The 17,513-nt window shown below is 66.6% G+C and carries 18 protein-coding genes; 2 read left to right on the top strand and 16 right to left on the bottom strand.

Features of this window, described 5'->3' with window-relative positions; all coding sequences use genetic code 11:
- Nucleotides 1–18: 18 nt before the first annotated feature.
- The 4 genes from LGM71_RS11380 to LGM71_RS11365 form a co-directional block, all read right to left on the bottom strand.
- Nucleotides 19–501: an aromatic-ring-hydroxylating dioxygenase subunit beta gene (locus LGM71_RS11380; RefSeq protein WP_226114879.1), complete on the bottom strand. Its 483-nt coding sequence runs from the start codon at nucleotides 499–501 to the stop codon at nucleotides 19–21.
- Nucleotides 479–1,825 carry an aromatic ring-hydroxylating dioxygenase subunit alpha gene (locus LGM71_RS11375; RefSeq protein ID WP_226114878.1) on the bottom strand — a complete coding sequence of 449 codons (1,347 nt, stop codon included), beginning with the start codon at nucleotides 1,823–1,825 and terminating at the stop codon, nucleotides 479–481. The genes LGM71_RS11380 and LGM71_RS11375 overlap by 23 nt, the downstream gene beginning before the upstream one ends.
- A gap of 156 nt (nucleotides 1,826–1,981) precedes the next feature.
- Nucleotides 1,982–2,380 carry a DUF4440 domain-containing protein gene (locus LGM71_RS11370; protein WP_226114877.1) on the bottom strand — a complete coding sequence of 133 codons (399 nt, stop codon included), beginning with the start codon at nucleotides 2,378–2,380 and terminating at the stop codon, nucleotides 1,982–1,984.
- Nucleotides 2,381–2,388: 8 nt separating this feature from the next.
- The gene (locus LGM71_RS11365) at nucleotides 2,389–3,771 is read right to left on the bottom strand and encodes an MFS transporter (protein WP_226114876.1); all 1,383 of its coding nucleotides are present in this window, start codon (nucleotides 3,769–3,771) and stop codon (nucleotides 2,389–2,391) included.
- 138 nt (nucleotides 3,772–3,909) lie between these two features.
- On the opposite strand from LGM71_RS11365, the gene LGM71_RS11360 reads away from it, so the two are divergent.
- Nucleotides 3,910–4,815 carry a LysR family transcriptional regulator gene (locus LGM71_RS11360; RefSeq protein ID WP_226114875.1) on the top strand — a complete coding sequence of 302 codons (906 nt, stop codon included), beginning with the start codon at nucleotides 3,910–3,912 and terminating at the stop codon, nucleotides 4,813–4,815.
- A gap of 32 nt (nucleotides 4,816–4,847) precedes the next feature.
- Here LGM71_RS11360 and iaaH read toward each other — a convergent pair whose 3' ends face one another.
- The 6 genes from iaaH to LGM71_RS11330 all read right to left on the bottom strand — a co-directional run bounded on the left by iaaH (nucleotide 4,848) and on the right by LGM71_RS11330 (nucleotide 11,329).
- Nucleotides 4,848–6,269: an indoleacetamide hydrolase gene (gene iaaH, locus LGM71_RS11355; protein WP_226114874.1), complete on the bottom strand. Its 1,422-nt coding sequence runs from the start codon at nucleotides 6,267–6,269 to the stop codon at nucleotides 4,848–4,850.
- 122 nt (nucleotides 6,270–6,391) lie between these two features.
- A complete protein-coding gene (locus tag LGM71_RS11350) occupies nucleotides 6,392–7,909 on the bottom strand; it encodes an amino acid permease (RefSeq protein WP_124904773.1) in 1,518 nt (505 codons plus the stop codon).
- A gap of 111 nt (nucleotides 7,910–8,020) precedes the next feature.
- A complete protein-coding gene (locus tag LGM71_RS11345; protein ID WP_059524722.1) occupies nucleotides 8,021–8,485 on the bottom strand; it encodes an Lrp/AsnC family transcriptional regulator in 465 nt (154 codons plus the stop codon).
- Between the two features lie 101 nt (nucleotides 8,486–8,586).
- Nucleotides 8,587–9,345 (bottom strand): dimethylarginine dimethylaminohydrolase family protein, encoded by a 759-nt coding sequence (locus LGM71_RS11340; RefSeq protein ID WP_124904771.1) that lies wholly within the window; start codon nucleotides 9,343–9,345, stop codon nucleotides 8,587–8,589.
- A gap of 228 nt (nucleotides 9,346–9,573) precedes the next feature.
- Nucleotides 9,574–10,827 (bottom strand): DUF1479 domain-containing protein, encoded by a 1,254-nt coding sequence (locus LGM71_RS11335; RefSeq protein WP_226114873.1) that lies wholly within the window; start codon nucleotides 10,825–10,827, stop codon nucleotides 9,574–9,576.
- A 112-nt stretch (nucleotides 10,828–10,939) separates the two neighbouring features.
- Nucleotides 10,940–11,329 carry a VOC family protein gene (locus tag LGM71_RS11330; protein WP_124904767.1) on the bottom strand — a complete coding sequence of 130 codons (390 nt, stop codon included), beginning with the start codon at nucleotides 11,327–11,329 and terminating at the stop codon, nucleotides 10,940–10,942.
- 72 nt (nucleotides 11,330–11,401) lie between these two features.
- On the opposite strand from LGM71_RS11330, the gene LGM71_RS11325 reads away from it, so the two are divergent.
- Nucleotides 11,402–12,367 (top strand): helix-turn-helix domain-containing protein, encoded by a 966-nt coding sequence (locus LGM71_RS11325; RefSeq protein ID WP_226114872.1) that lies wholly within the window; start codon nucleotides 11,402–11,404, stop codon nucleotides 12,365–12,367.
- Nucleotides 12,368–12,458: 91 nt separating this feature from the next.
- Here LGM71_RS11325 and gltA read toward each other — a convergent pair whose 3' ends face one another.
- From gltA to sdhC, 6 genes are read right to left on the bottom strand one after another with little or no spacing between them, the layout of a single operon-like run.
- Complete coding sequence (gltA, locus tag LGM71_RS11320) at nucleotides 12,459–13,760, bottom strand: citrate synthase (protein ID WP_050011289.1); 1,302 nt, start codon at nucleotides 13,758–13,760, stop codon at nucleotides 12,459–12,461.
- 53 nt (nucleotides 13,761–13,813) lie between these two features.
- Nucleotides 13,814–14,086, bottom strand: a complete 273-nt coding sequence (locus LGM71_RS11315; protein WP_011355742.1) for a succinate dehydrogenase assembly factor 2 — start codon at nucleotides 14,084–14,086, stop codon at nucleotides 13,814–13,816.
- 8 nt (nucleotides 14,087–14,094) lie between these two features.
- Nucleotides 14,095–14,796 (bottom strand): succinate dehydrogenase iron-sulfur subunit, encoded by a 702-nt coding sequence (locus tag LGM71_RS11310; protein ID WP_011658352.1) that lies wholly within the window; start codon nucleotides 14,794–14,796, stop codon nucleotides 14,095–14,097.
- A 21-nt stretch (nucleotides 14,797–14,817) separates the two neighbouring features.
- The gene (gene sdhA / locus LGM71_RS11305; protein ID WP_124629841.1) at nucleotides 14,818–16,593 is read right to left on the bottom strand and encodes a succinate dehydrogenase flavoprotein subunit; all 1,776 of its coding nucleotides are present in this window, start codon (nucleotides 16,591–16,593) and stop codon (nucleotides 14,818–14,820) included.
- 3 nt (nucleotides 16,594–16,596) lie between these two features.
- Nucleotides 16,597–16,965: a succinate dehydrogenase, hydrophobic membrane anchor protein gene (gene sdhD, locus LGM71_RS11300; protein ID WP_006399546.1), complete on the bottom strand. Its 369-nt coding sequence runs from the start codon at nucleotides 16,963–16,965 to the stop codon at nucleotides 16,597–16,599.
- Between the two features lie 4 nt (nucleotides 16,966–16,969).
- Nucleotides 16,970–17,386: a succinate dehydrogenase, cytochrome b556 subunit gene (sdhC, locus tag LGM71_RS11295; RefSeq protein ID WP_059601793.1), complete on the bottom strand. Its 417-nt coding sequence runs from the start codon at nucleotides 17,384–17,386 to the stop codon at nucleotides 16,970–16,972.
- Between the last annotated feature and the right edge of the window lie 127 nt (nucleotides 17,387–17,513).

The following is a 17,513-nucleotide window of genomic DNA, read 5'->3' as shown; positions in this document are numbered from 1 at the left end:
CGTGCTGGCCGCACGCGGTCAGACAGGCAGGTGGATGCTGCCGTGCGGCGCGTCGGCATTGACGAGATCGACACGCTTCACGCGGATGCGCAATGTGTCGTCGCATACCGCAAGTTCGTGCGTGTACCAGCCGGCGAACAGCGTCTGCTCGTCGCGTCGCGTTTCGACGTAGTGAAACGGCGTGCGCAGCACATAGGCGCCGCGCCCGTGGTCGGCCCGATCGACATGCGGCTGCTGGAGCAGATGATGACCGCGACTCGCCGGCTGCTGCGAGAACGTCCGGCGTCCGGCCAGCCGCTCGATGCGGATGCGCAGCAGCAGCAGGTCCTCGTCCATCAGCGCGCCGTGCAGCCCGGTGTCGGGCTGGTCCGGCGACAGCGGCATCCAGTAACGCGCGTCGTCCGCGTAGAGCGCGAGCCATTCCTCATAGCGCCGCTCGTCGAGCAGGCGTGCCTCGCGATAGACGAACGCGACGAGCTCATCGTTTGGAAATGCGCGCATCTGCGGCCTCCTGCGTCGATACGGGCGCGATGTACTGCAGCCATGCCCGGAACTGGTTGCGGATCTGCTGCTCGCTGGTGCCGTTCGTTTCCGACGTCGGCTGCGCGAATTCCTGGGGATCGAACAGCCGCCCGACATGCACCCAGTCGCGCGCCTGCGTGGCGAGGCCGCGCTGTGCCCGTTCGTACATTTCGAGATCGTCGTGCGCGACGATCGACGTCGGCGCGTTGATGAGGCGGTTGTAGGCGAGCGTGCGCTCGAACAGCGAATCGGGCGCGCCGACGAGACGAAACGACCACGACTCCACCAGCGTGCGGTCGACCGCCAGCGGCTTGAATACGCGCAGGATCTGGATCGGCCCTTTCACCATCGCATTCGGAAACAGCACCGTGTTGTGACGCACCTCGCCCAGAATCCGCGCGGCGCGCGCTTCGCCGTAGGCCGCGATCATCTTCTCGTGATAGCCGGGAATCGGCGTGTAGCGCGCGTGAATCGAATCGGCGGTGCCGGTGTGACCATGTCCGTTGGGCCACACGCGCAACCCCATCTGCTCGAAGAACGCGTGCGGCTGGATGAACGGCTCCAGCAGCTCGACCGCCATCGGCTTCGCCTGCTGCGTGCCGTCACGCTCCCACACGCGCACGGCCGTGCCGGCCGACGACTCGTGCGCGACCATCGGATGACAGGTGTCGGTCTGATTCTCGACCAGCATCTTCCAGTTGCATCCGTGCACGTAGCGGAACACGCCGCCCGCCACTTCCACGCGCCCTTCCGGCGAACGATCGACGAGGTTGTCGAGCGACGACAGCGCGTTGCCGAAGTACGCATCGAAATCGACACCGGACTGACTGAGGCGGCAGAACACGAAACCGCGATGCTCATGGCTCGCGCCGACCGCCTGCATGCCCTTGCTCGCCTCGCACGATTCGAAGCCCGTGTTTTCGTAGCCGCGCCGCAGCGGAATCGCGTAGAGGCTGCCGTCGGTCCGGTACGACCATGCGTGGTACGGGCAGCGGAAGAATGTGCCCGTGTTGCCGCAGGCATCCGTTACGAGCTGCGTGCCCTTGTGCGAGCAGCGGTTGTGCAGCACCCGCACCGAACCGTCGACGTGGCGCACCATCACGACCGGCTCGGCGCCGATCGTCGTCGTCACGTAGTCGCCCGTGGCCGGAATCTGGCTGACGTGGCCGACATAGACCCAGGTGTTCCAGAACAGATGGCGCATCTCCAGCTCGAAGATGCGCGGCGACAGATAAAGGTCCTTGTGCACCTCGGTATCGCGCACGAGCGAAGCCACCGCATCGGTGAACGATGGTGCCGTCATGCGCGCCCCCGACTGCGGACGCGATGCGGCCGCGCGTCCTCGCGACGCGCAATGTCGATTGCTTTTATTGTCATCTCTCAGGTTCTGGTTGGTATGCCGCTCGGAGGAGCGTGTGCCTGCCGCCGCGCGACGGGCGGCAGGCGTTACGGGTAACGGTCAGCCCGTCACCGGCGTCTCATGCAGGCGCAGCCAGCCGATGCGGCCATCCGTGTCGCGCTCGAACACGACGGTCGAACGGCGCACGGTTCGCCGCCCTGCTGCGTCGGTCTGCGTCTCGCGATAGGCGATCGTCGCGCCATCCTGCCACGCGCTCACTTCGTGCAGTTCGTCGATCGCGATCCGCAGGCCGGGCCGCGCGCCGAAGCCGCGCGAGAACAGGATGTCGATATCCGCGTAGTCGAGCGCATGCCCGTGCAGCGAGATCATCGAGAAGTCCCGCGAAAAGCGCGCGAGCAGCGGCGCGAGCCCGTCGCGCGCCGCTCTGCCGGACAACCATTGCTCGATGTCGACGTGTGCGTCGACCACTTCCTGGAAAAACGGGTTTGACGAATTCATCTCGAAACTCACGATCGTTGAGAAGCCGCACGCCCGGCGGGCGCACGGTGCGCGGCGAGGCGCGCGACGAACGGCAGCGGCAGCAGCGTCGCCAGGGTGGCCAGGCCGAAACATTGCCGGTACGGCAGCGGCCCGTCGTCTCCGTGCAGCGACAGCAGGAAGTTCAATGCGCTGCCCAGCACCGCGACGCCGAGGCAGAAGCTCAGTTGCCGGTTGATGTTCCAGAGCGCGCTCGCGTCGCCCATTCGCGCGGCGGGGACATCCAGAAACGCCGCGCTTTGCGACGTGCTCGTGCACATGCTGGCGCCGAGCCCCATCGCGACGAACGCGAGCACGCGCCCGGCCTCGAAACCGGCAAGCGGGGTCGCGAGCAACACGATCCCAAGCGCGTCGATCGCGATCCCGCACATGAACAGCGGCTTCGGCCCCCACTTCGGGAAACAGCGGCGCGTCGTCGCGATCGCGACGAACGACGCGATCGCCCATGGCACCATCAGCGCGCCCGTGTGCGTCGCGCTGAGCCCGAGCGCGTTCTGCAGATACAGGGCGGCGACGAGGTTCACGCCGGTGAACACGCCCGGCACGCACAGGTAGACGATCAGCCCGATCCGCAGCAGCGGCTGCGCAACCAGGCGCAGGTCGAGCAGCGGCGCAGCAGCCCGGCGCGCGTGCGCGGCATACGCACCGCCGGCGACGAGCGCGATCGCGAGCGCAACGAACGCGTCGCGACCCGCGCCCGGCTGTCCCGCGAACGTCAGGCCGAGCAGCAGCGCAACGAGCGCCGCGGCGCTCAGCCCGAGGCCGCGCACGTCGAGCGCCGGCGGGCTGCCATCCGGTTCGTCGGCCGGCAGCCACGCGAACGCGAGCATGCTCGTGACCGCGGCGAGCGGCAGCATGCCGAAGAAGATCGCCCGCCACGACACGCGATCCACGACCACGCCGCCCAGCGCCGGCGACAGCGCCGGCACGAGCAGCGCGACCATCATCACGATCGACGTCAGGTGCGCCCGCGCGTCGGGCGGATACGCGCGATAGGCCATCGTCTGCCCGACCGGGATCAGCAATCCGCCGCCGAGCCCCTGGATCAGCCGCCACGCCAGCAGTGCGCCGATCGACGCCGACAGGCCGACGCCGAGGCTGCCGAGCGCGAACAGCAGCAGCGACGCGATCAGCAGCCGGCGCTCGCCGAAGCGTCGCGCGAGCCACGTGCCGAGCGGGATCACGACCGTCAGCCCGAGCACGTACGTGTTGCCGATCCACGCCAGTTGCGCGATCGACGCGTGCAGCTCGCGCTGGATCGTCGGATAGGCGGCGTTGATGACGAACATGTTGGCGAGATCGATCGCGAACCCGAGCAGGTAGACGGCGGCGATTTTCGAGCGATCGGTCATGGCGGCGGAAAACGAACGAAACGCCGCAGTGTAAGGTTCGCCGCGCACGTCGATAAGCCCGGCCGGACGGCAAGACTGGTCGAAAAATTTTGACAATCAGGGCACCATGTCGGTTTTCCGTCTCGTATCCGACACGCCATGGTGAGTCTCGATCGTTTCGCCGTCTTCCGCGCCGTCGTGGAAGCAGGGTCGTTTACGGCCGCCGCTGCCCAGCTGAACCAGGCCCGGGCTGCGGTGAGCTTCAACATCAAGCAACTGGAGGCCGAACTCGGCGTCACCCTGCTCACGCGCACCACGCGGCGCGTCGAGCTGACCGACGCGGGCGAGCGCTTCCTTGCGCGCTGCCTGCGCGTGCTGGAGGAAGCCGAAAGCGCGATCGAGGATGCGCGCAGCGAGCATGGCGGGATGCACGGCGTGCTGCGGGTGACGTCGACCGTCGAGTACGGGACGATGGTCGTCGCCCCCGCGCTGCACACGTTCATGCAGCGGCATCCCGCGCTGCGCGTGCGGCTCGAAACGCATGCGTCGCAGGTCGACCTGGTGCGCGAGCGCGTCGACGTGGCGATCCGGCTCGGTCGCCTCGAACAGTTCCAGGATCTGCCGTACCGCGGCGCGTGCCTCGCGACGTACGAAGTGCGACCCGTTATCGCGCCGTCACTGCTCGCCGCGGCCGGCCTGTCGCACATCGACTCGCCGGACACGCTCGCCCGGCTGCCGCAGCTCGGCCATACGCGGCTCGAGCGCATCGCCACGTGGCCGCTCGCCGATCGCGACGGCAACCCGCACGCGTTCCGGCCCGGCGCCAAGCCGCGCGTCGTGGTCGACAACGCGTCGGTCCTGCGCGTGCTCGCGCGGCAGGGCAGCGGTGTCGCACTGCTGCCCGAATGGCTCGTGCGCGACGATCTCGCGAGCGGCGCGCTGGTCGATGCGCTCCCCGGCTACCGGTTTCCGCCGCAGGCGGTCTATGCGCTGTACCCGTCGACCCCGCACGTGCCGCAGAAAGTACGTGCATGGGTCGACTTCATGAAGGCATATCTCGCCTGAACGCGGCGTGAACGCGGCAGGAGCGCGGCGACTCACGCGCGCGCCGTATCGTCCCGCAGCAGCGCGTCGATCCGCCGGGCGATCGCGAGCAGACGGCGATCACCGCCCCATGGCCCTTCCAGCATCAGCCCGACCGGCAGCGCCGTTTGCGCGGAGCGTCCGGCCGGGATCGAGACGGACGGCACGCCGGCGAGCGTCGCCGGCGAAGTCTGGCGTACGACGCGCGCGAATAGCGCCGCATCCTGCGCAGCGGTCATCGCGGCCGTGTCGTCGAGCGACGGCGGCTCGCCCGGCACCGTGGGCATCGCGATGCAGTCGACCGGCGTACCGAACGCGTCGTCGTACCAGCGCACGAGACGCTGACGGCACGCGATCGCGTCCGCATACGTCTGCGCATCGACCGGCGCGGACACGAACGAACGGAAGATCGCGCGCACGTCGTCGCTCGCGATCCGCTCGACGAACGTGTCGAACGGGATGCCGAGCCGTTCCGCCGCGAAACGGCGCCAGTATCGGTTTGCCTCGTATCCCGCGAGCGGAAAGCCGCATGCTTCGCTGGCGTCGTGCAGCGGCATCGCCGGCAACGGCACGAGCGTCGCGCCGGCCGCCGCGAACGACGCGAGCGCACGCTCGATGCAAGTGGCGACGCCCGGATCGAGCTCGTCGAAGTACGGAGCACCCGGCACACCGATGCGCAACTGCGGCCATTCGGGTGCGGTCGCCGTGCTGTCGTCGCGCGTCAGCACCGCGTCGAGCAGCAGCAGATCGTCGATGCCATGACCGATCGGCCCCACCGTGTCGCGCGTGGGCGACAGCGACAGCACGCCGTGCGCCGAATAGCGCTGCGCGGACGGCCGCAATCCGTAGACACCGCAGAATGCGGCCGGAATCCGCACCGAGCCGCCCGTGTCCGTAACGAGACCGAACGGAATACCGGCCGCGACGGCCGCCGCCGTGCCGCCGCTCGACCCGCCGGCAATATGCCGCGGATCATGCGGATTGCCGACTGCGCCGAAGTGCCGGTTGCCGCTCGTGATGCCGAACGCGAGCTCATGCATGTTCGCCTTGCCGAGCGGCACCGCGCCGGCGTCAAGCAGGCGCCGCACGGTCAGCGCGTCCGCGGCCGCCCGGTAGCCTCGCACCGCCGGGCTCGCGCCGAGCGTCGGCATCCCGGCGGTATCGAGGTTGTCCTTGATCACGAACGGCACGCCGGCAAGCGGCAGCGCGGCGCCTTGAGCGACGCGCGCATCGACGTGCTCGGCCGTGCGGCGCGCGAGTTCGTCATTGACGTGCACCATCGCATTGAGCGGCGCGATCGCCTCAAGACGCGCGAGCGCGTCGTCGGCGAGGTCGACAGCGCGGCGCTCGGCCGTGCGCACGGCATCGGCAAGCTCGTGCACGCAGGCGGCGGAAACGAATGAAGGGGAAGAAACGCGGGTCGGCTGTGTTGTCATGTTGTGTGCTGGACGCGGAATCGATCGGGAAACGCGCAACGTGCCGGAGGCCCTCTCCGACACGCTGCGCGAACGCGATGGTATCCCGGCCCGCGGCCGCACGCACACGATGCGCCGCGCGCCTACCGCTCGCGCGTTTCCTCCGCGTCGCCGACCGGGCGCGTCAGCCACGGCCCGATCTCCATCTCCTCGTACCGCACGAGCCGGCTCTTGCGCGCGCGGCGATACGCCCACCAGATCGCGACGAACAGCGGGATCCATACATAGATCGACAACACTTCCATCCAGTCGATGCGGGCGGCGAAGAACGCCTGGTAATCCTGCCCGAGCGAGATCACGATGCAGATCGCGATCGCGAACAGCGGCCCGAACGGGAACCACTTCGCGCGATACGGCAGTTGATCGAGCCGGTAGCCCTGCTTCAGAAAGCCCTTGCGGAACCGGTAGTGGCAGACCGCGATGCCGAGCCACGCGATGAAGCCGGTGATGCCGACCGTATTGAGCAGCCACAGATAGATGCGCTGGTTGTTGGTCAGCGACGTGAGGAAGCACAGCCCGCCCACCGCCATCGTCGCGTAAAGCGCGTTGCGCGGCACGCCGCCCGGCGACAGCGTCGCGAACATCGCGGGCGCACGGCCTTCCGCCGCGAGGTTGTACAGCATCCGCGTGGCCGCATACGTGCCGGAGTTGCCTGCCGACAGCACGGCCGTCAGGATCACGAGGTTCATCGCGCCCGCGGCGAGCGGAAAGCCCGCATGGCTGAACACGAGCGTGAACGGGCTCACGCCGATGTCGGTCACGTCGCTCTTCAGCAGGTTCGGGTCGGTGTACGGCACCAGCAGGCCGATCACGAAGATCGCGAGCACGTAAAACAGCATGATCCGCCAGAAGATCTGCTTCACCGCGCGCGGGATCGTCTTGCGCGGGTTTTCCGATTCGCCGGCCGTGATCCCGACCAGCTCGGTGCCGAGAAACGAGAAGCCCGCGATCAGCGCGACGCTCATCATCGCGTGCACGCCGCCGACGAACGGCGCATCACCGGTCCTGAAGTTGCGCCAGCCGACCGGATGCCCGTTGCCGAGCAGGCCCGCCGCGATCAGCAACCCCGCCGCGATGAACGCGATCACGGTGACGACCTTGATCAGCGAGAACCAGTATTCGGATTCACCGAAGCCGCGCACGGACAGCGTGTTCAGCAGGAAAATCAGCACCAGGAACCCCGCGCCCCACCAGATGCCCGGCACGGCTGGAAACCAGTAGCGCATCACGATCTGCCCGGCGACGAGTTCGATCGCGATCGTCACTGCCCAGCTGTACCAGTAGGTCCAGCCGAGCGCGACGCCGAAGCCTTCGTCGACGTACTTCTCGCCGTAGATCGCGAACGAGCCCGACACCGGCATCAGCGCCGCCATCTCGCCGAGCCCGGTGACGACGAAGTAGACCATCAGCCCGATCGCGACATACGCGGCGATCGCGCCGCCCGGCCCCGCCTGCGCGACCGACGCGCCCGACGCGACGAACAGCCCCGTGCCGATCGAGCCGCCGATCGCAATCATCGCGATGTGACGGCTCTGCAGCCGGCGCTTCAGCGCCGTCCCGGACGGCGCGGCCGTCTCCACTGCCGCTTGCAAAGCATCCATAGTGTTCACCCTGATTGGATTCGGGCCGCTCCAATTGATTCGGAATACCAATCGATCAGCCCGGTTATTCGCGTCGAAAACCAGTCCTGCACACCGGGCCGCACGGCCGAGTCAGACGACGCTGCGCTTGATCGCCTGCAACTCGGCCGTCGTCACGATCTTCTCGATCCGGAACCGCTGACTCTCCAGCCACATGTTCGCGATCCGCCGGTATTCGTCGAGATCCTCGCATGCGAGCCGCACCAGAAAATCGAACGTGCCGCTGACGAGCCAGCAGTCGAGCACCGCCGGGTTGTTCCGCATCTCGTCCTCGAACGGCGCCTGCGAACGCCCGTGGTCGGCCAGCACGATCTGCGCGATCACGACGATCGGCTTGGTCGCACGCGGCGCCTTGATCACCGCGCGATAGCCTTCGATCACGCCGAGCGCCTCGAGCCGCTCCACGCGGGCCTGGCATGGGCGCGGCGTGAGGTTCACGAGCTCCGACAGCTTCCGGTACGAGATCCGTCCGTCGGTGCGCAGGATGTCGAGGATCCGGAGGTCGATCTTGTCGAGCTGCATCTTCTTGTCGGTCATCGGCGTTCGCTCCGGTCGGGTCGTGGCTGGTGCGCGGAGCATCTCCTCCAGTTCCGCGCGGGGGCCACATTATCCGGCTGAAGCGGCCGCGCGCCAATCGGCTAGAAGCGCAGCGACAGGCAGGTCAGGCCGCCGTCCATCTTGCGGAATTCGCTCGTGTCGATCACATGTAGCGGCAGTCCGAGCGAGCCGATCGCGTCGTGCACGCGCGGATAGCCGGCCGGTGTGATCAGCGTGCCGTTCACGCGCAACGTGTTGCCCGCGTATTCATCGGCGGCCGAGACGGCGATCCGGCGGTAGTCCGCGAACGCCGGATGCTCGGCCAGCGCCTCGGTCACGAGCAGCGTGTCGTCGCCGAGCGCGTTGACCACCGATTTCAGATGCAGGCCGGCGCCGACCGGCACCGCGACAACGGCATAGCCGTAGCGCGACACCAGCGACTCGAACGCGGCGATGCCCTCGGCATCGGTGCGGCCCGTCAGGCCGATGTAGAAGCGCTTGCCGACCTGCATCACGTCGCCGCCGTCGAGGCGGCCCGCCTGCATCGGCAGCAGATCGCGATGCGCGCCGAGCGCTGCTTCGATGTGTGCCGTCTCGCCGCGCCGCGCGGGTGCTCCGGGGCGCGTGATCACCGCGAATTCGGGGGTGACGACGGCGACGTCCTCGACGAAGTGCGAATCGGGGAACGCTTCCAGCGGCGGCAGTTCGGTCAGTTCGACGCCGAGGCCGCGCAGTGCATCGCAGTAAGCGTGGAACTGCGTGAGCGTCTTGTCGTAGTCGGGCGCGCCGAGCGCGGCGGTGGTGAGACCCGCGCCGCAGGACGGCGCGGGACGGCGAACGATCGCTTGCGTGAATTGCATCGACTCCTCCATGGTCACGCTGCCCCCGTGCGGCGCACGGGGCAGCTGCGTTGTGTCCGGACCATTATCGGAAGCCAAATTGCGCAATTCGCGTCGAATTCGGGCGTGCCCGCAGCCGATCGCGTCGAATTGCAGGAGGGACGCAGCGGATTCGGCAGACGGCTGGCGTGCGCGGCGCAAACGCGCCGTACGCGGGTACCGGAGCGGCTGACTCGTCCGCTGCGTCCGTTATGCAGCGACAGGCACGAACCCCATTTGCGCACGCCCCAGCGCCGTCAGATTGCCCTCGCCGCCTCGTCCGTCGAAATCGACCTCGAAATGATCAGCCGGGAAATCGGGCGGGCTGTCGCCGCGCAGGAACGCGAGCCGCTGGCGCTGCAGGTACGCGTCATTCTTCGCGCAACCGGGCGCCGCCGCAATGTACATCACGTTGCTGTCGCCGCTGCCGCGATGCGCATCCTCGACGGCATGCACGACGTCGCCGTGCCAGAACACCGCATCGCCCGGCTCCATGTGCGGGATCGGCACCAGCGCGTCGAGCAGCAGCGCATGCCATTCGGGCAAGATCGACAGCGCGCGCCCCGGACGCGCCCCGCACAGGTCGTCGTCGGCGACGTCGTCCTGCAGCGCACGCAGCACGACGTACGCCATTGCGTTCGAGACCGGGATCAGCTGCAGCGTGCCGTCGCCGGGCCCTTGCGGCGTCAGTGCGGTCCAACCCTGGAACGTGCGGAACATCGAGCACACGGCCGGCGACGGAATTTCCTCGACGTCGGGGCGGAACGCGGCGTCGAACGGATCGTAATCGCGCCAGCGGCCGGCCAGCACGTGGCGATAGACCTGCCGGAAATTCGCGCCGAGCCAGCGTTCGACCGAACCGCCGTCGACGTGCGGCGACAGTCCGAGCGACGTCGAGCCCGGCGGCCGGCGGCGGATCCGGTCCGCGTAGGCCGGCACCTGGTCGGGATCGAAATTCCCGCGCGGGCCGTCTGCATGACGCCACAGGCGGTTCAGGAACACGCGTGCCTGCGTGAGGGCCGGCGACTGGCGCGCGGCCACCTGCGGCTTCGACCAGTAGACGCCGTAGATCTGCGGCTTGCCCGACGCGAGATTGCCGAAATAACGGTCCTCGGCACGCGCATGCAGCCGCTCGGCGAAGCGGTTCGCATCAAGATAGGCGCCGATCTCGTCGTTCCAGTCGCGCGCCTGCTGCGCGTCGAACACACCGCGGATCACCGCCGCGCCATGCGTACGGATCGCGGCGACCGCCTGCGGATCGACGGTGCCGTTCGCGATATCCGCGAATCGCAGCACCGGAATCACGTCGCGGCCTTGCGCGTGCGCGCGGCGGATCGCGTCGACCTGCCGAGCGATGTCACCCTCCAGCTCGCGGAACGTGGCCGCGTAACCGGGCAAATCGGCGCGCAGCGCCCTTTTTGCCGTGCGGATCGCGGCCGGCAGATCGTCAATCGTCAGGTGCATCGTCGTCTCCTCGCTGAATCGTGTGTCGTGGTGAGCATTCAGCGTACGGCCGACGCGTCGCCGTCATCGACACTATCCGGTCAACTATCGATACAATCCTGACAATCACTCGCTACTCGGGACGATGGCAGACCACGCACAGCTTGTTGCCGTCCGGGTCGCGGAAATACGCGCCGTAGTAGTCGGGGTGATAGTGCGGCCGCAGGCCCGGCGGCCCGTCGCAGGTGCCGCCCTGCTGCAGCGCGAGCGCATGACAGCGGTCGACCTGCGCGCGCGTCGGAGCGGCGAACGCGATCGTATGGCCGTTTCCCGGTTCGGGCGCGAGGCCGTCGAGGGGCGGGCCGAAGAAGAACAGCGGCCGGTCGGTATCGGCCGGCATCCAGCCCGACCAGCCGTCCGGCTCGCTGAACTTCAGACGCAGCCCGAGTTCCGCGAACAGCGGCGCGTAGAAGTCGTACGCGCGCGCGGTATCGCTGACGCCTACGCAAACATGTGAAAACATGGCATCGCTCCCGTCGTGACGATCGATCACGATCATGCCACGGCGCGTTGCCTCGCTCGACCGGAGATCGCGATGAAGCCGCAATACGAGCATGTGACGTTCGCCACCGGCTGTTCGATCCGCGTGTATCACCGCCAGCTCGCGCGCATCCCGTTCGAATGGCATCGCCACCCGGAATACGAACTGACGCTGACGCTCAACAGCCGCGGCCAGCGCTTTATCGGCGATCACGTCGCGCGCTACGCGGACGACGATCTGGTGCTCGTGCCGCCGAACCTGCCGCACACCTGGTCGTCAAATGCGCGCATCGATCGCGATGCGCCCGAGGTCGCGCTCGTCGTCTGGTTCGACGGCGACTGGGTGCGACGGCTCGCCGACTGCTGCCCCGAATACGCGCCGCTGCGCTCGCTGCTGCGGCGCGCGGCGCCGGGCCTGCGCTTCGACACCAACACGGCCCGCGCGATGCGCGCACGGCTGCCGCAGCTGCTCGACCCCGCTCCGCGCGTACGACTCGCGGCCGCGCTCGACACGCTCGCCGATCTCGCGGAAGCAGGCGGCGAGCCGCTCGCCACCGCGCATGCGTACGGCCGGCCCGACGGCACGACACCGCGCGCCGACGCGGCCGCACCCGAAGCCGAGCGCCTTGATCGCGTGCTCGATGCGATCGACCGGCGCTTCCACGAACCGCTGCGCATCGATGCGCTCGCCGCCGCCGCGCACATGTCCGAGCGCACGTTGCAGCGCCTGTTTGTCCGGCATCTCGGCGAAAGCGTCGGCCGCTACGTTCAACGGCTCAGGCTTGCGCACGCGTGCCGTCATCTCGTCGGCACCGATTGGCCGATCACGACAGTGGCCGCGCGCTGCGGCATTCCGAATGCCGCGAACTTCAACCGCCAGTTCCTCGCCGCGCGCGGAATGACGCCGGGCGCGTACCGGCAGTTCTTCCTGCAGCACGGCCACGCGCCCGACGAAGACGCGCCGGCGCTCGACACGCGGCCGCCGTCGCTGGAGCGTCGCGCGAATCCGGCGCACAAATGAAAACACCCCGGGGGGATAAACCCACCGGGGTGTCGGGGCGTTGCGATTGCCCGGCGCTAGCGGCCTTGCAGCCGTTCGCGCCGCGCACGACTTAACGTGCGTTGAGCGGCTTCGCTTCGCGCGGCGTGTCGCCGATGAACAGCTGACGCGGACGGCCGATCTTCTGTTCCGGATCCGCGATCATTTCGTTCCACTGTGCGATCCAGCCGACCGTACGTGCCATCGCGAAGATACACGTGAACATCGACGTCGGGATGCCCAGCGCGCGCTGGACGATACCCGAGTAGAAGTCGACGTTCGGGTACAGCTTGCGCGACACGAAGTATTCGTCTTCCAGCGCGATCTTCTCGAGCTGCATCGCGAGCTTGAACAGCGGGTCGTCGTGCAGGCCGAGTTCGTTCAGCACTTCGTAGCACGTTTCGCGCATCAGCTTCGCACGCGGGTCGTAGTTCTTGTACACGCGGTGGCCGAAGCCCATCAGCTTCACGCCCGAATTCTTGTCCTTCACCTGCTTGATGAATTCGGGGATGTTGTCCGGCGAACCGATCTGCTCGAGCATGTTCAGCGCGGCTTCGTTCGCACCACCGTGCGCCGGGCCCCACAGACATGCGATACCGGCAGCGATACACGCGAACGGGTTCGCGCCCGACGAGCCGGCCAGTCGGACCGTCGACGTCGATGCGTTCTGCTCGTGATCGGCGTGCAGGATCAGGATACGGTCGAGTGCGCGGACGAGCACGTCGTTGACCTTGTACTCTTCGCACGGGTTCGAGAACATCATGTGCATGAAGTTCGCGCTGTACGACAGTTCGTTCTTCGGATAAACGAACGGCTGACCAATGCTGAACTTGTACGCCATAGCGACGAGCGTCGGCAGCTTCGCGATCATGCGGATCGCCGACACTTCGCGGTGACGCGGATCGTTGATGTCGAGCGAGTCGTGATAGAACGCCGACAGCGCGCCGACGGCCGCCACCAGCACCGCCATCGGGTGCGCGTCGCGGCGGAAGCCACGGAAGAAGAAGTGCATCTGCTCGTGCACCATCGTGTGCTTCGTGACGGTGTCGACGAATTCCTTCTTCTGCGCCGCGTTCGGCAGTTCGCCCTTCAGCAGCAGGTAGCAGGACTCGAGGAAGTCTGCGTTCTGCGCGAGGTTGTCGATCGGGTAGCCGCGGTACAGCAGTTCGCCCTTGTCGCCGTCGATGTACGTGATCGCCGAATTACAAGCTGCCGTCGACATGAAGCCCGGGTCGTACGTGAACTTACCGGTCTGGCCGTACAGCTTGCGGATGTCGATCACGTCCGGGCCCATCGTACCCTTGTAGATCGGCATTTCGACGCTCGGCGAGTTGTCGCTGAACGATAGCGTGGCTTTAACATCAGACGGAGTCATGGCACATCCTCAATCGAAATAAAGAAACGGGATTCGATAACGGGCGTAACGCGTTACACGTTGCGCAGCATCTCCAACAGCCGGTGAATGTCCGGGCTGTCTAGGTCGCCTTCTGGTTCCTTGCGCGCGAGGAGCAAGTCCATCAGGTCGTTGTCGCTCAGATCGAGCAGGCGCGACAACGCGCCTACGTCTGCATCGGTGAGGTCATGCTCGTATCTGCTGAAGAAACGCTCGAAGATGATGTCGTTTTCCAGCAGACCCCGCCGCGCGCGCCAGCGGAGGCGCGCGCGACGGTGCGGGTCGGATTGATGCGAATCGTCGCTCATCACAAACGTCAAACCGCGCGACGGACCATCAGTTCCTTGATCTTGCCGATCGCCTTCGTCGGGTTCAAGCCCTTCGGGCAAACGTCGACGCAGTTCATGATCGTGTGGCAACGGAACAGACGGTACGGGTCTTCCAGGTTGTCGAGGCGCTCGCCGGTGGCCGTGTCGCGGCTGTCCGCGATGAAGCGGTAAGCCTGCAGCAGGCCGGCCGGGCCGACGAACTTGTCCGGGTTCCACCAGAAGCTCGGGCACGACGTCGAGCAGCTCGCGCACAGAATGCACTCGTACACGCCGTCGAGCTCGTCGCGCTCTTCCGGCGACTGGAGGCGTTCCTTCTCCGGCGGCGGCGCGTCGTTGATCAGGTACGGCTTGATCGAGTGATACTGGTTGAAGAAGTGCGTCATGTCGACGATCAGGTCGCGCACGACGGGCAGGCCCGGCAGCGGACGCAGCACGATCTTCTGCGGCAGGTCGTTCAGGTTCGTCAGGCACGCCAGACCGTTCTTGCCGTTGATGTTCATCGCGTCGGAGCCGCACACGCCTTCGCGGCACGAGCGGCGGAACGACAGCGTCTCGTCCACGGCCTTCAGCTTCACCAGTGCGTCGAGCAGCATGCGCTCATGCTGGATCTCGAGCTCGTACGTCTGCATGCGCGGCGCCGCGTCCTTGTCCGGATCGTAGCGGTAGACTTCAAAAATGCGTTTTGCCATTTCGGATTCCTTTGACTCGGCTTAGAACGTGCGCGGCTTCGGCGGCACGGAGTCGACCGTCAGCGGCTTCATTTGAACCGGCTTGTAGTCGAGGCGATCGCCTTCGCTGTACCACAGCGTGTGGCGCAGCCAGTTGTCGTCGTCGCGGTGTTCGTAATCGCTGTGGGCGTGCGCGCCGCGGCTTTCCTTGCGCGCTTCCGCCGACACCATCGTCGCGCGCGCGACTTCGATCAGGTTCTCCAGCTCGAGCGCTTCGACGCGCGCGGTGTTGAACACCTTCGACTTGTCCTTCAGGTGGATGCTTTCCACGCGCGCCTTCAGGCCGGCCATCTGATCGACGCCTTCCTTCAGCAGTGCCGACGTGCGGAACACGCCTGCGTGCTTCTGCATCGTCGCGCGGATGTCGTTGGCGACGTCCTGCGTGTACTCGCCCGAGGCCGACTTGTCGAGCTTGTTCAGACGCGCCAGCGAGAATTCGCCTGCATCGGCCGGCAGCGGCTTGTGTTCCTTCTGGTTCTTCACGTGCTCGACGATGTGGTTGCCGGCCGCACGGCCGAACACCACGAGGTCCAGCAGCGAGTTCGTGCCGAGGCGGTTCGCGCCGTGCACGGACACGCACGAGCATTCGCCCACTGCGTAGAAGCCGTTGACCGGTTCCTTGTGATCGCGCGACGTGCCGACGACCTGACCATGGATGTTGGTCGGGATGCCGCCCATCTGGTAGTGGATCGTCGGAACGACCGGGATCGGTTCCTTGATCGCATCGACGTTCGCGAACTTCAGCGCGATTTCGCGGATCGACGGCAGACGCTTCATGATCGTCTCGGCGCCGATGTGCGACAGGTCGAGCAGCACGTGGTCCTTGTTCGGACCGACGCCGCGGCCTTCCTTGATTTCCTGGTCCATCGAACGCGACACGAAGTCACGCGGCGCCAGATCCTTCAGCGTCGGGGCGTAGCGTTCCATGAAGCGCTCGCCGTTCGCGTTGCGCAGGATGCCGCCTTCGCCGCGCACGCCTTCGGTGATCAGCACGCCCGCGCCGGCCACGCCGGTCGGGTGGAACTGCCAGAACTCCATGTCCTGCAGCGCGATGCCCGAGCGCGCGGCCATGCCGAGGCCGTCGCCGGTGTTGATGAACGCGTTGGTCGATGCCGCGAAGATCCGGCCTGCGCCGCCCGTCGCGAACAGCGTCGTCTTGCCTTCCATGATGTAGACGTCGCCCGTCTCCATCTCGAGGGCCGTCACGCCGAGCACGTCGCCTTCCGCGTCGCGGATCAGGTCGAGCGCCATCCATTCGACGAAGAACTGCGTCTTCGCCTCGACGTTCTGCTGGTACAGCGTGTGCAGCAGCGCGTGACCGGTACGGTCGGCGGCCGCGCACGCGCGCTGGACCGGCTTCTCGCCGTAGTTCGCGGTGTGGCCGCCGAACGGACGCTGGTAGATCGTGCCGTCCGCGTTACGGTCGAACGGCATGCCGAAGTGTTCCAGTTCATACACGACGTTCGGTGCTTCACGGCACATGAACTCGATCGCGTCCTGGTCGCCGAGCCAGTCGGAACCCTTGATCGTGTCGTAGAAGTGGAAGTGCCAGTTGTCTTCGCTCATGTTGCCGAGCGACGCGCCGATGCCGCCCTGTGCGGCCACCGTGTGCGAACGGGTCGGGAACACCTTCGACAGCACGCCGACCGACAGGCCCGCACGCGACAGTTGCAGCGCTGCGCGCAAGCCCGAGCCGCCCGCGCCGACGATCACCACGTCGAACTTGCGGCGCGGCAGGGAAGTTTTGATTGCAGCCATTCTTTACACTCTCCAGAGAATCTGCGCGGCGTAGCCCGCACATGCGAGCAGCCAGACGATGGTCAGCGATTGCAGCAGCAGGCGCACACCGACGGGCTTCACGTAGTCCATCCAGATGTCGCGCACGCCGACCCATGCGTGGTAGAAGAGGGAAAGCAGCGTCACGAAGGTCGCGAGCTTCATCCATTGCGCGGAGAAGATCGATGCCCAGCCTTCGTACGAGAAGTCGTGCGCGCCGAAGAACAGGACGAGCAGAATGACCGTGTAGACCGCCATGATCGTGGCGGTGACGCGCTGCGCGAGCCAGTCGCGCAGGCCGTAGTGAGCGCCGACGACGAGGCGCTTCGAGCCGATTCGGTTATTGGCTGCCATTTTCTTAGAATGCTCCGAACAGTTTGAGTGCCATGGCGATCGTCAGGGCGATCGAGACGACAAAGACGACGACGGCCGTCCGCTTGCCGCCTTCCTTCGAGACGGCGTCATGGTTGACGTCCATCAGCAGGTGGCGAATGCCGGCGCAGAAATGGTGGAGGAACGCCCAGGACAGCGCGAGGACGATCAGCTTGACGACGATGTTGGAGAGGAAAGCCTTGAAGACTTCGAAGCTGAGCTCGGAGGTGAGACTCTGATCGAAGAGGAACAGCAGGAACGGCAGGAACAGGAACAGCAGCGCGCCGCTGACTCGATGGAGGATCGACAATATCGCCGCCAAGGGCATGCGATATTTCATCGTGATATCGCCGAATCCGATGTTCCGGTATTCCGGCCTCGGCTTTCTTACTGCGTCAGTCATGCTAGACCCCTACTATGTTGTCACACTAATCCGCGATTTTAGCGCCTTTTTATATCGCGCTGCAGCGAAAGTCTGCTCTGGATCATTACGCGAACGGGAATAAAGGCGGCCCGAAACGTGCTACGCG

Origin of the sequence: Burkholderia sp. AU33545, assembly GCF_020419685.1 — a bacterium.
GTDB lineage: Bacteria > Pseudomonadota > Gammaproteobacteria > Burkholderiales > Burkholderiaceae > Burkholderia > Burkholderia diffusa.
The sequence above is the reverse complement of the archived record's forward strand: the minus strand, read 5'-3'. Positions and strand labels throughout refer to the sequence as shown.

Excerpts from the sequence above, each read along its gene's own strand:
- LGM71_RS11315 (WP_011355742.1), bottom strand. The coding sequence starts at position 14,086 with ATGAGCGACGATTCGCATCAATCCGACCCGCACCGTCGCGCGCGCCTC.
- LGM71_RS11365 (WP_226114876.1), bottom strand. The coding sequence starts at position 3,771 with ATGACCGATCGCTCGAAAATCGCCGCCGTCTACCTGCTCGGGTTCGCG.
- LGM71_RS11340 (WP_124904771.1), bottom strand. The coding sequence starts at position 9,345 with ATGCAATTCACGCAAGCGATCGTTCGCCGTCCCGCGCCGTCCTGCGGC.
- LGM71_RS11335 (WP_226114873.1), bottom strand. The coding sequence starts at position 10,827 with ATGCACCTGACGATTGACGATCTGCCGGCCGCGATCCGCACGGCAAAA.
- LGM71_RS11310 (WP_011658352.1), bottom strand. The coding sequence starts at position 14,796 with ATGGCAAAACGCATTTTTGAAGTCTACCGCTACGATCCGGACAAGGAC.
- sdhC (WP_059601793.1), bottom strand. The coding sequence starts at position 17,386 with ATGACTGACGCAGTAAGAAAGCCGAGGCCGGAATACCGGAACATCGGA.
- LGM71_RS11380 (WP_226114879.1), bottom strand. The coding sequence starts at position 501 with ATGCGCGCATTTCCAAACGATGAGCTCGTCGCGTTCGTCTATCGCGAG.
- LGM71_RS11375 (WP_226114878.1), bottom strand. The coding sequence starts at position 1,825 with ATGACGGCACCATCGTTCACCGATGCGGTGGCTTCGCTCGTGCGCGAT.
- sdhD (WP_006399546.1), bottom strand. The coding sequence starts at position 16,965 with ATGGCAGCCAATAACCGAATCGGCTCGAAGCGCCTCGTCGTCGGCGCT.
- LGM71_RS11325 (WP_226114872.1), top strand. The coding sequence starts at position 11,402 with ATGAAGCCGCAATACGAGCATGTGACGTTCGCCACCGGCTGTTCGATC.
- sdhA (WP_124629841.1), bottom strand. The coding sequence starts at position 16,593 with ATGGCTGCAATCAAAACTTCCCTGCCGCGCCGCAAGTTCGACGTGGTG.
- iaaH (WP_226114874.1), bottom strand. The coding sequence starts at position 6,269 with ATGACAACACAGCCGACCCGCGTTTCTTCCCCTTCATTCGTTTCCGCC.
- LGM71_RS11360 (WP_226114875.1), top strand. The coding sequence starts at position 3,910 with ATGGTGAGTCTCGATCGTTTCGCCGTCTTCCGCGCCGTCGTGGAAGCA.
- gltA (WP_050011289.1), bottom strand. The coding sequence starts at position 13,760 with ATGACTCCGTCTGATGTTAAAGCCACGCTATCGTTCAGCGACAACTCG.
- LGM71_RS11350 (WP_124904773.1), bottom strand. The coding sequence starts at position 7,909 with ATGGATGCTTTGCAAGCGGCAGTGGAGACGGCCGCGCCGTCCGGGACG.
- LGM71_RS11345 (WP_059524722.1), bottom strand. The coding sequence starts at position 8,485 with ATGACCGACAAGAAGATGCAGCTCGACAAGATCGACCTCCGGATCCTC.
- LGM71_RS11370 (WP_226114877.1), bottom strand. The coding sequence starts at position 2,380 with ATGAATTCGTCAAACCCGTTTTTCCAGGAAGTGGTCGACGCACACGTC.
- LGM71_RS11330 (WP_124904767.1), bottom strand. The coding sequence starts at position 11,329 with ATGTTTTCACATGTTTGCGTAGGCGTCAGCGATACCGCGCGCGCGTAC.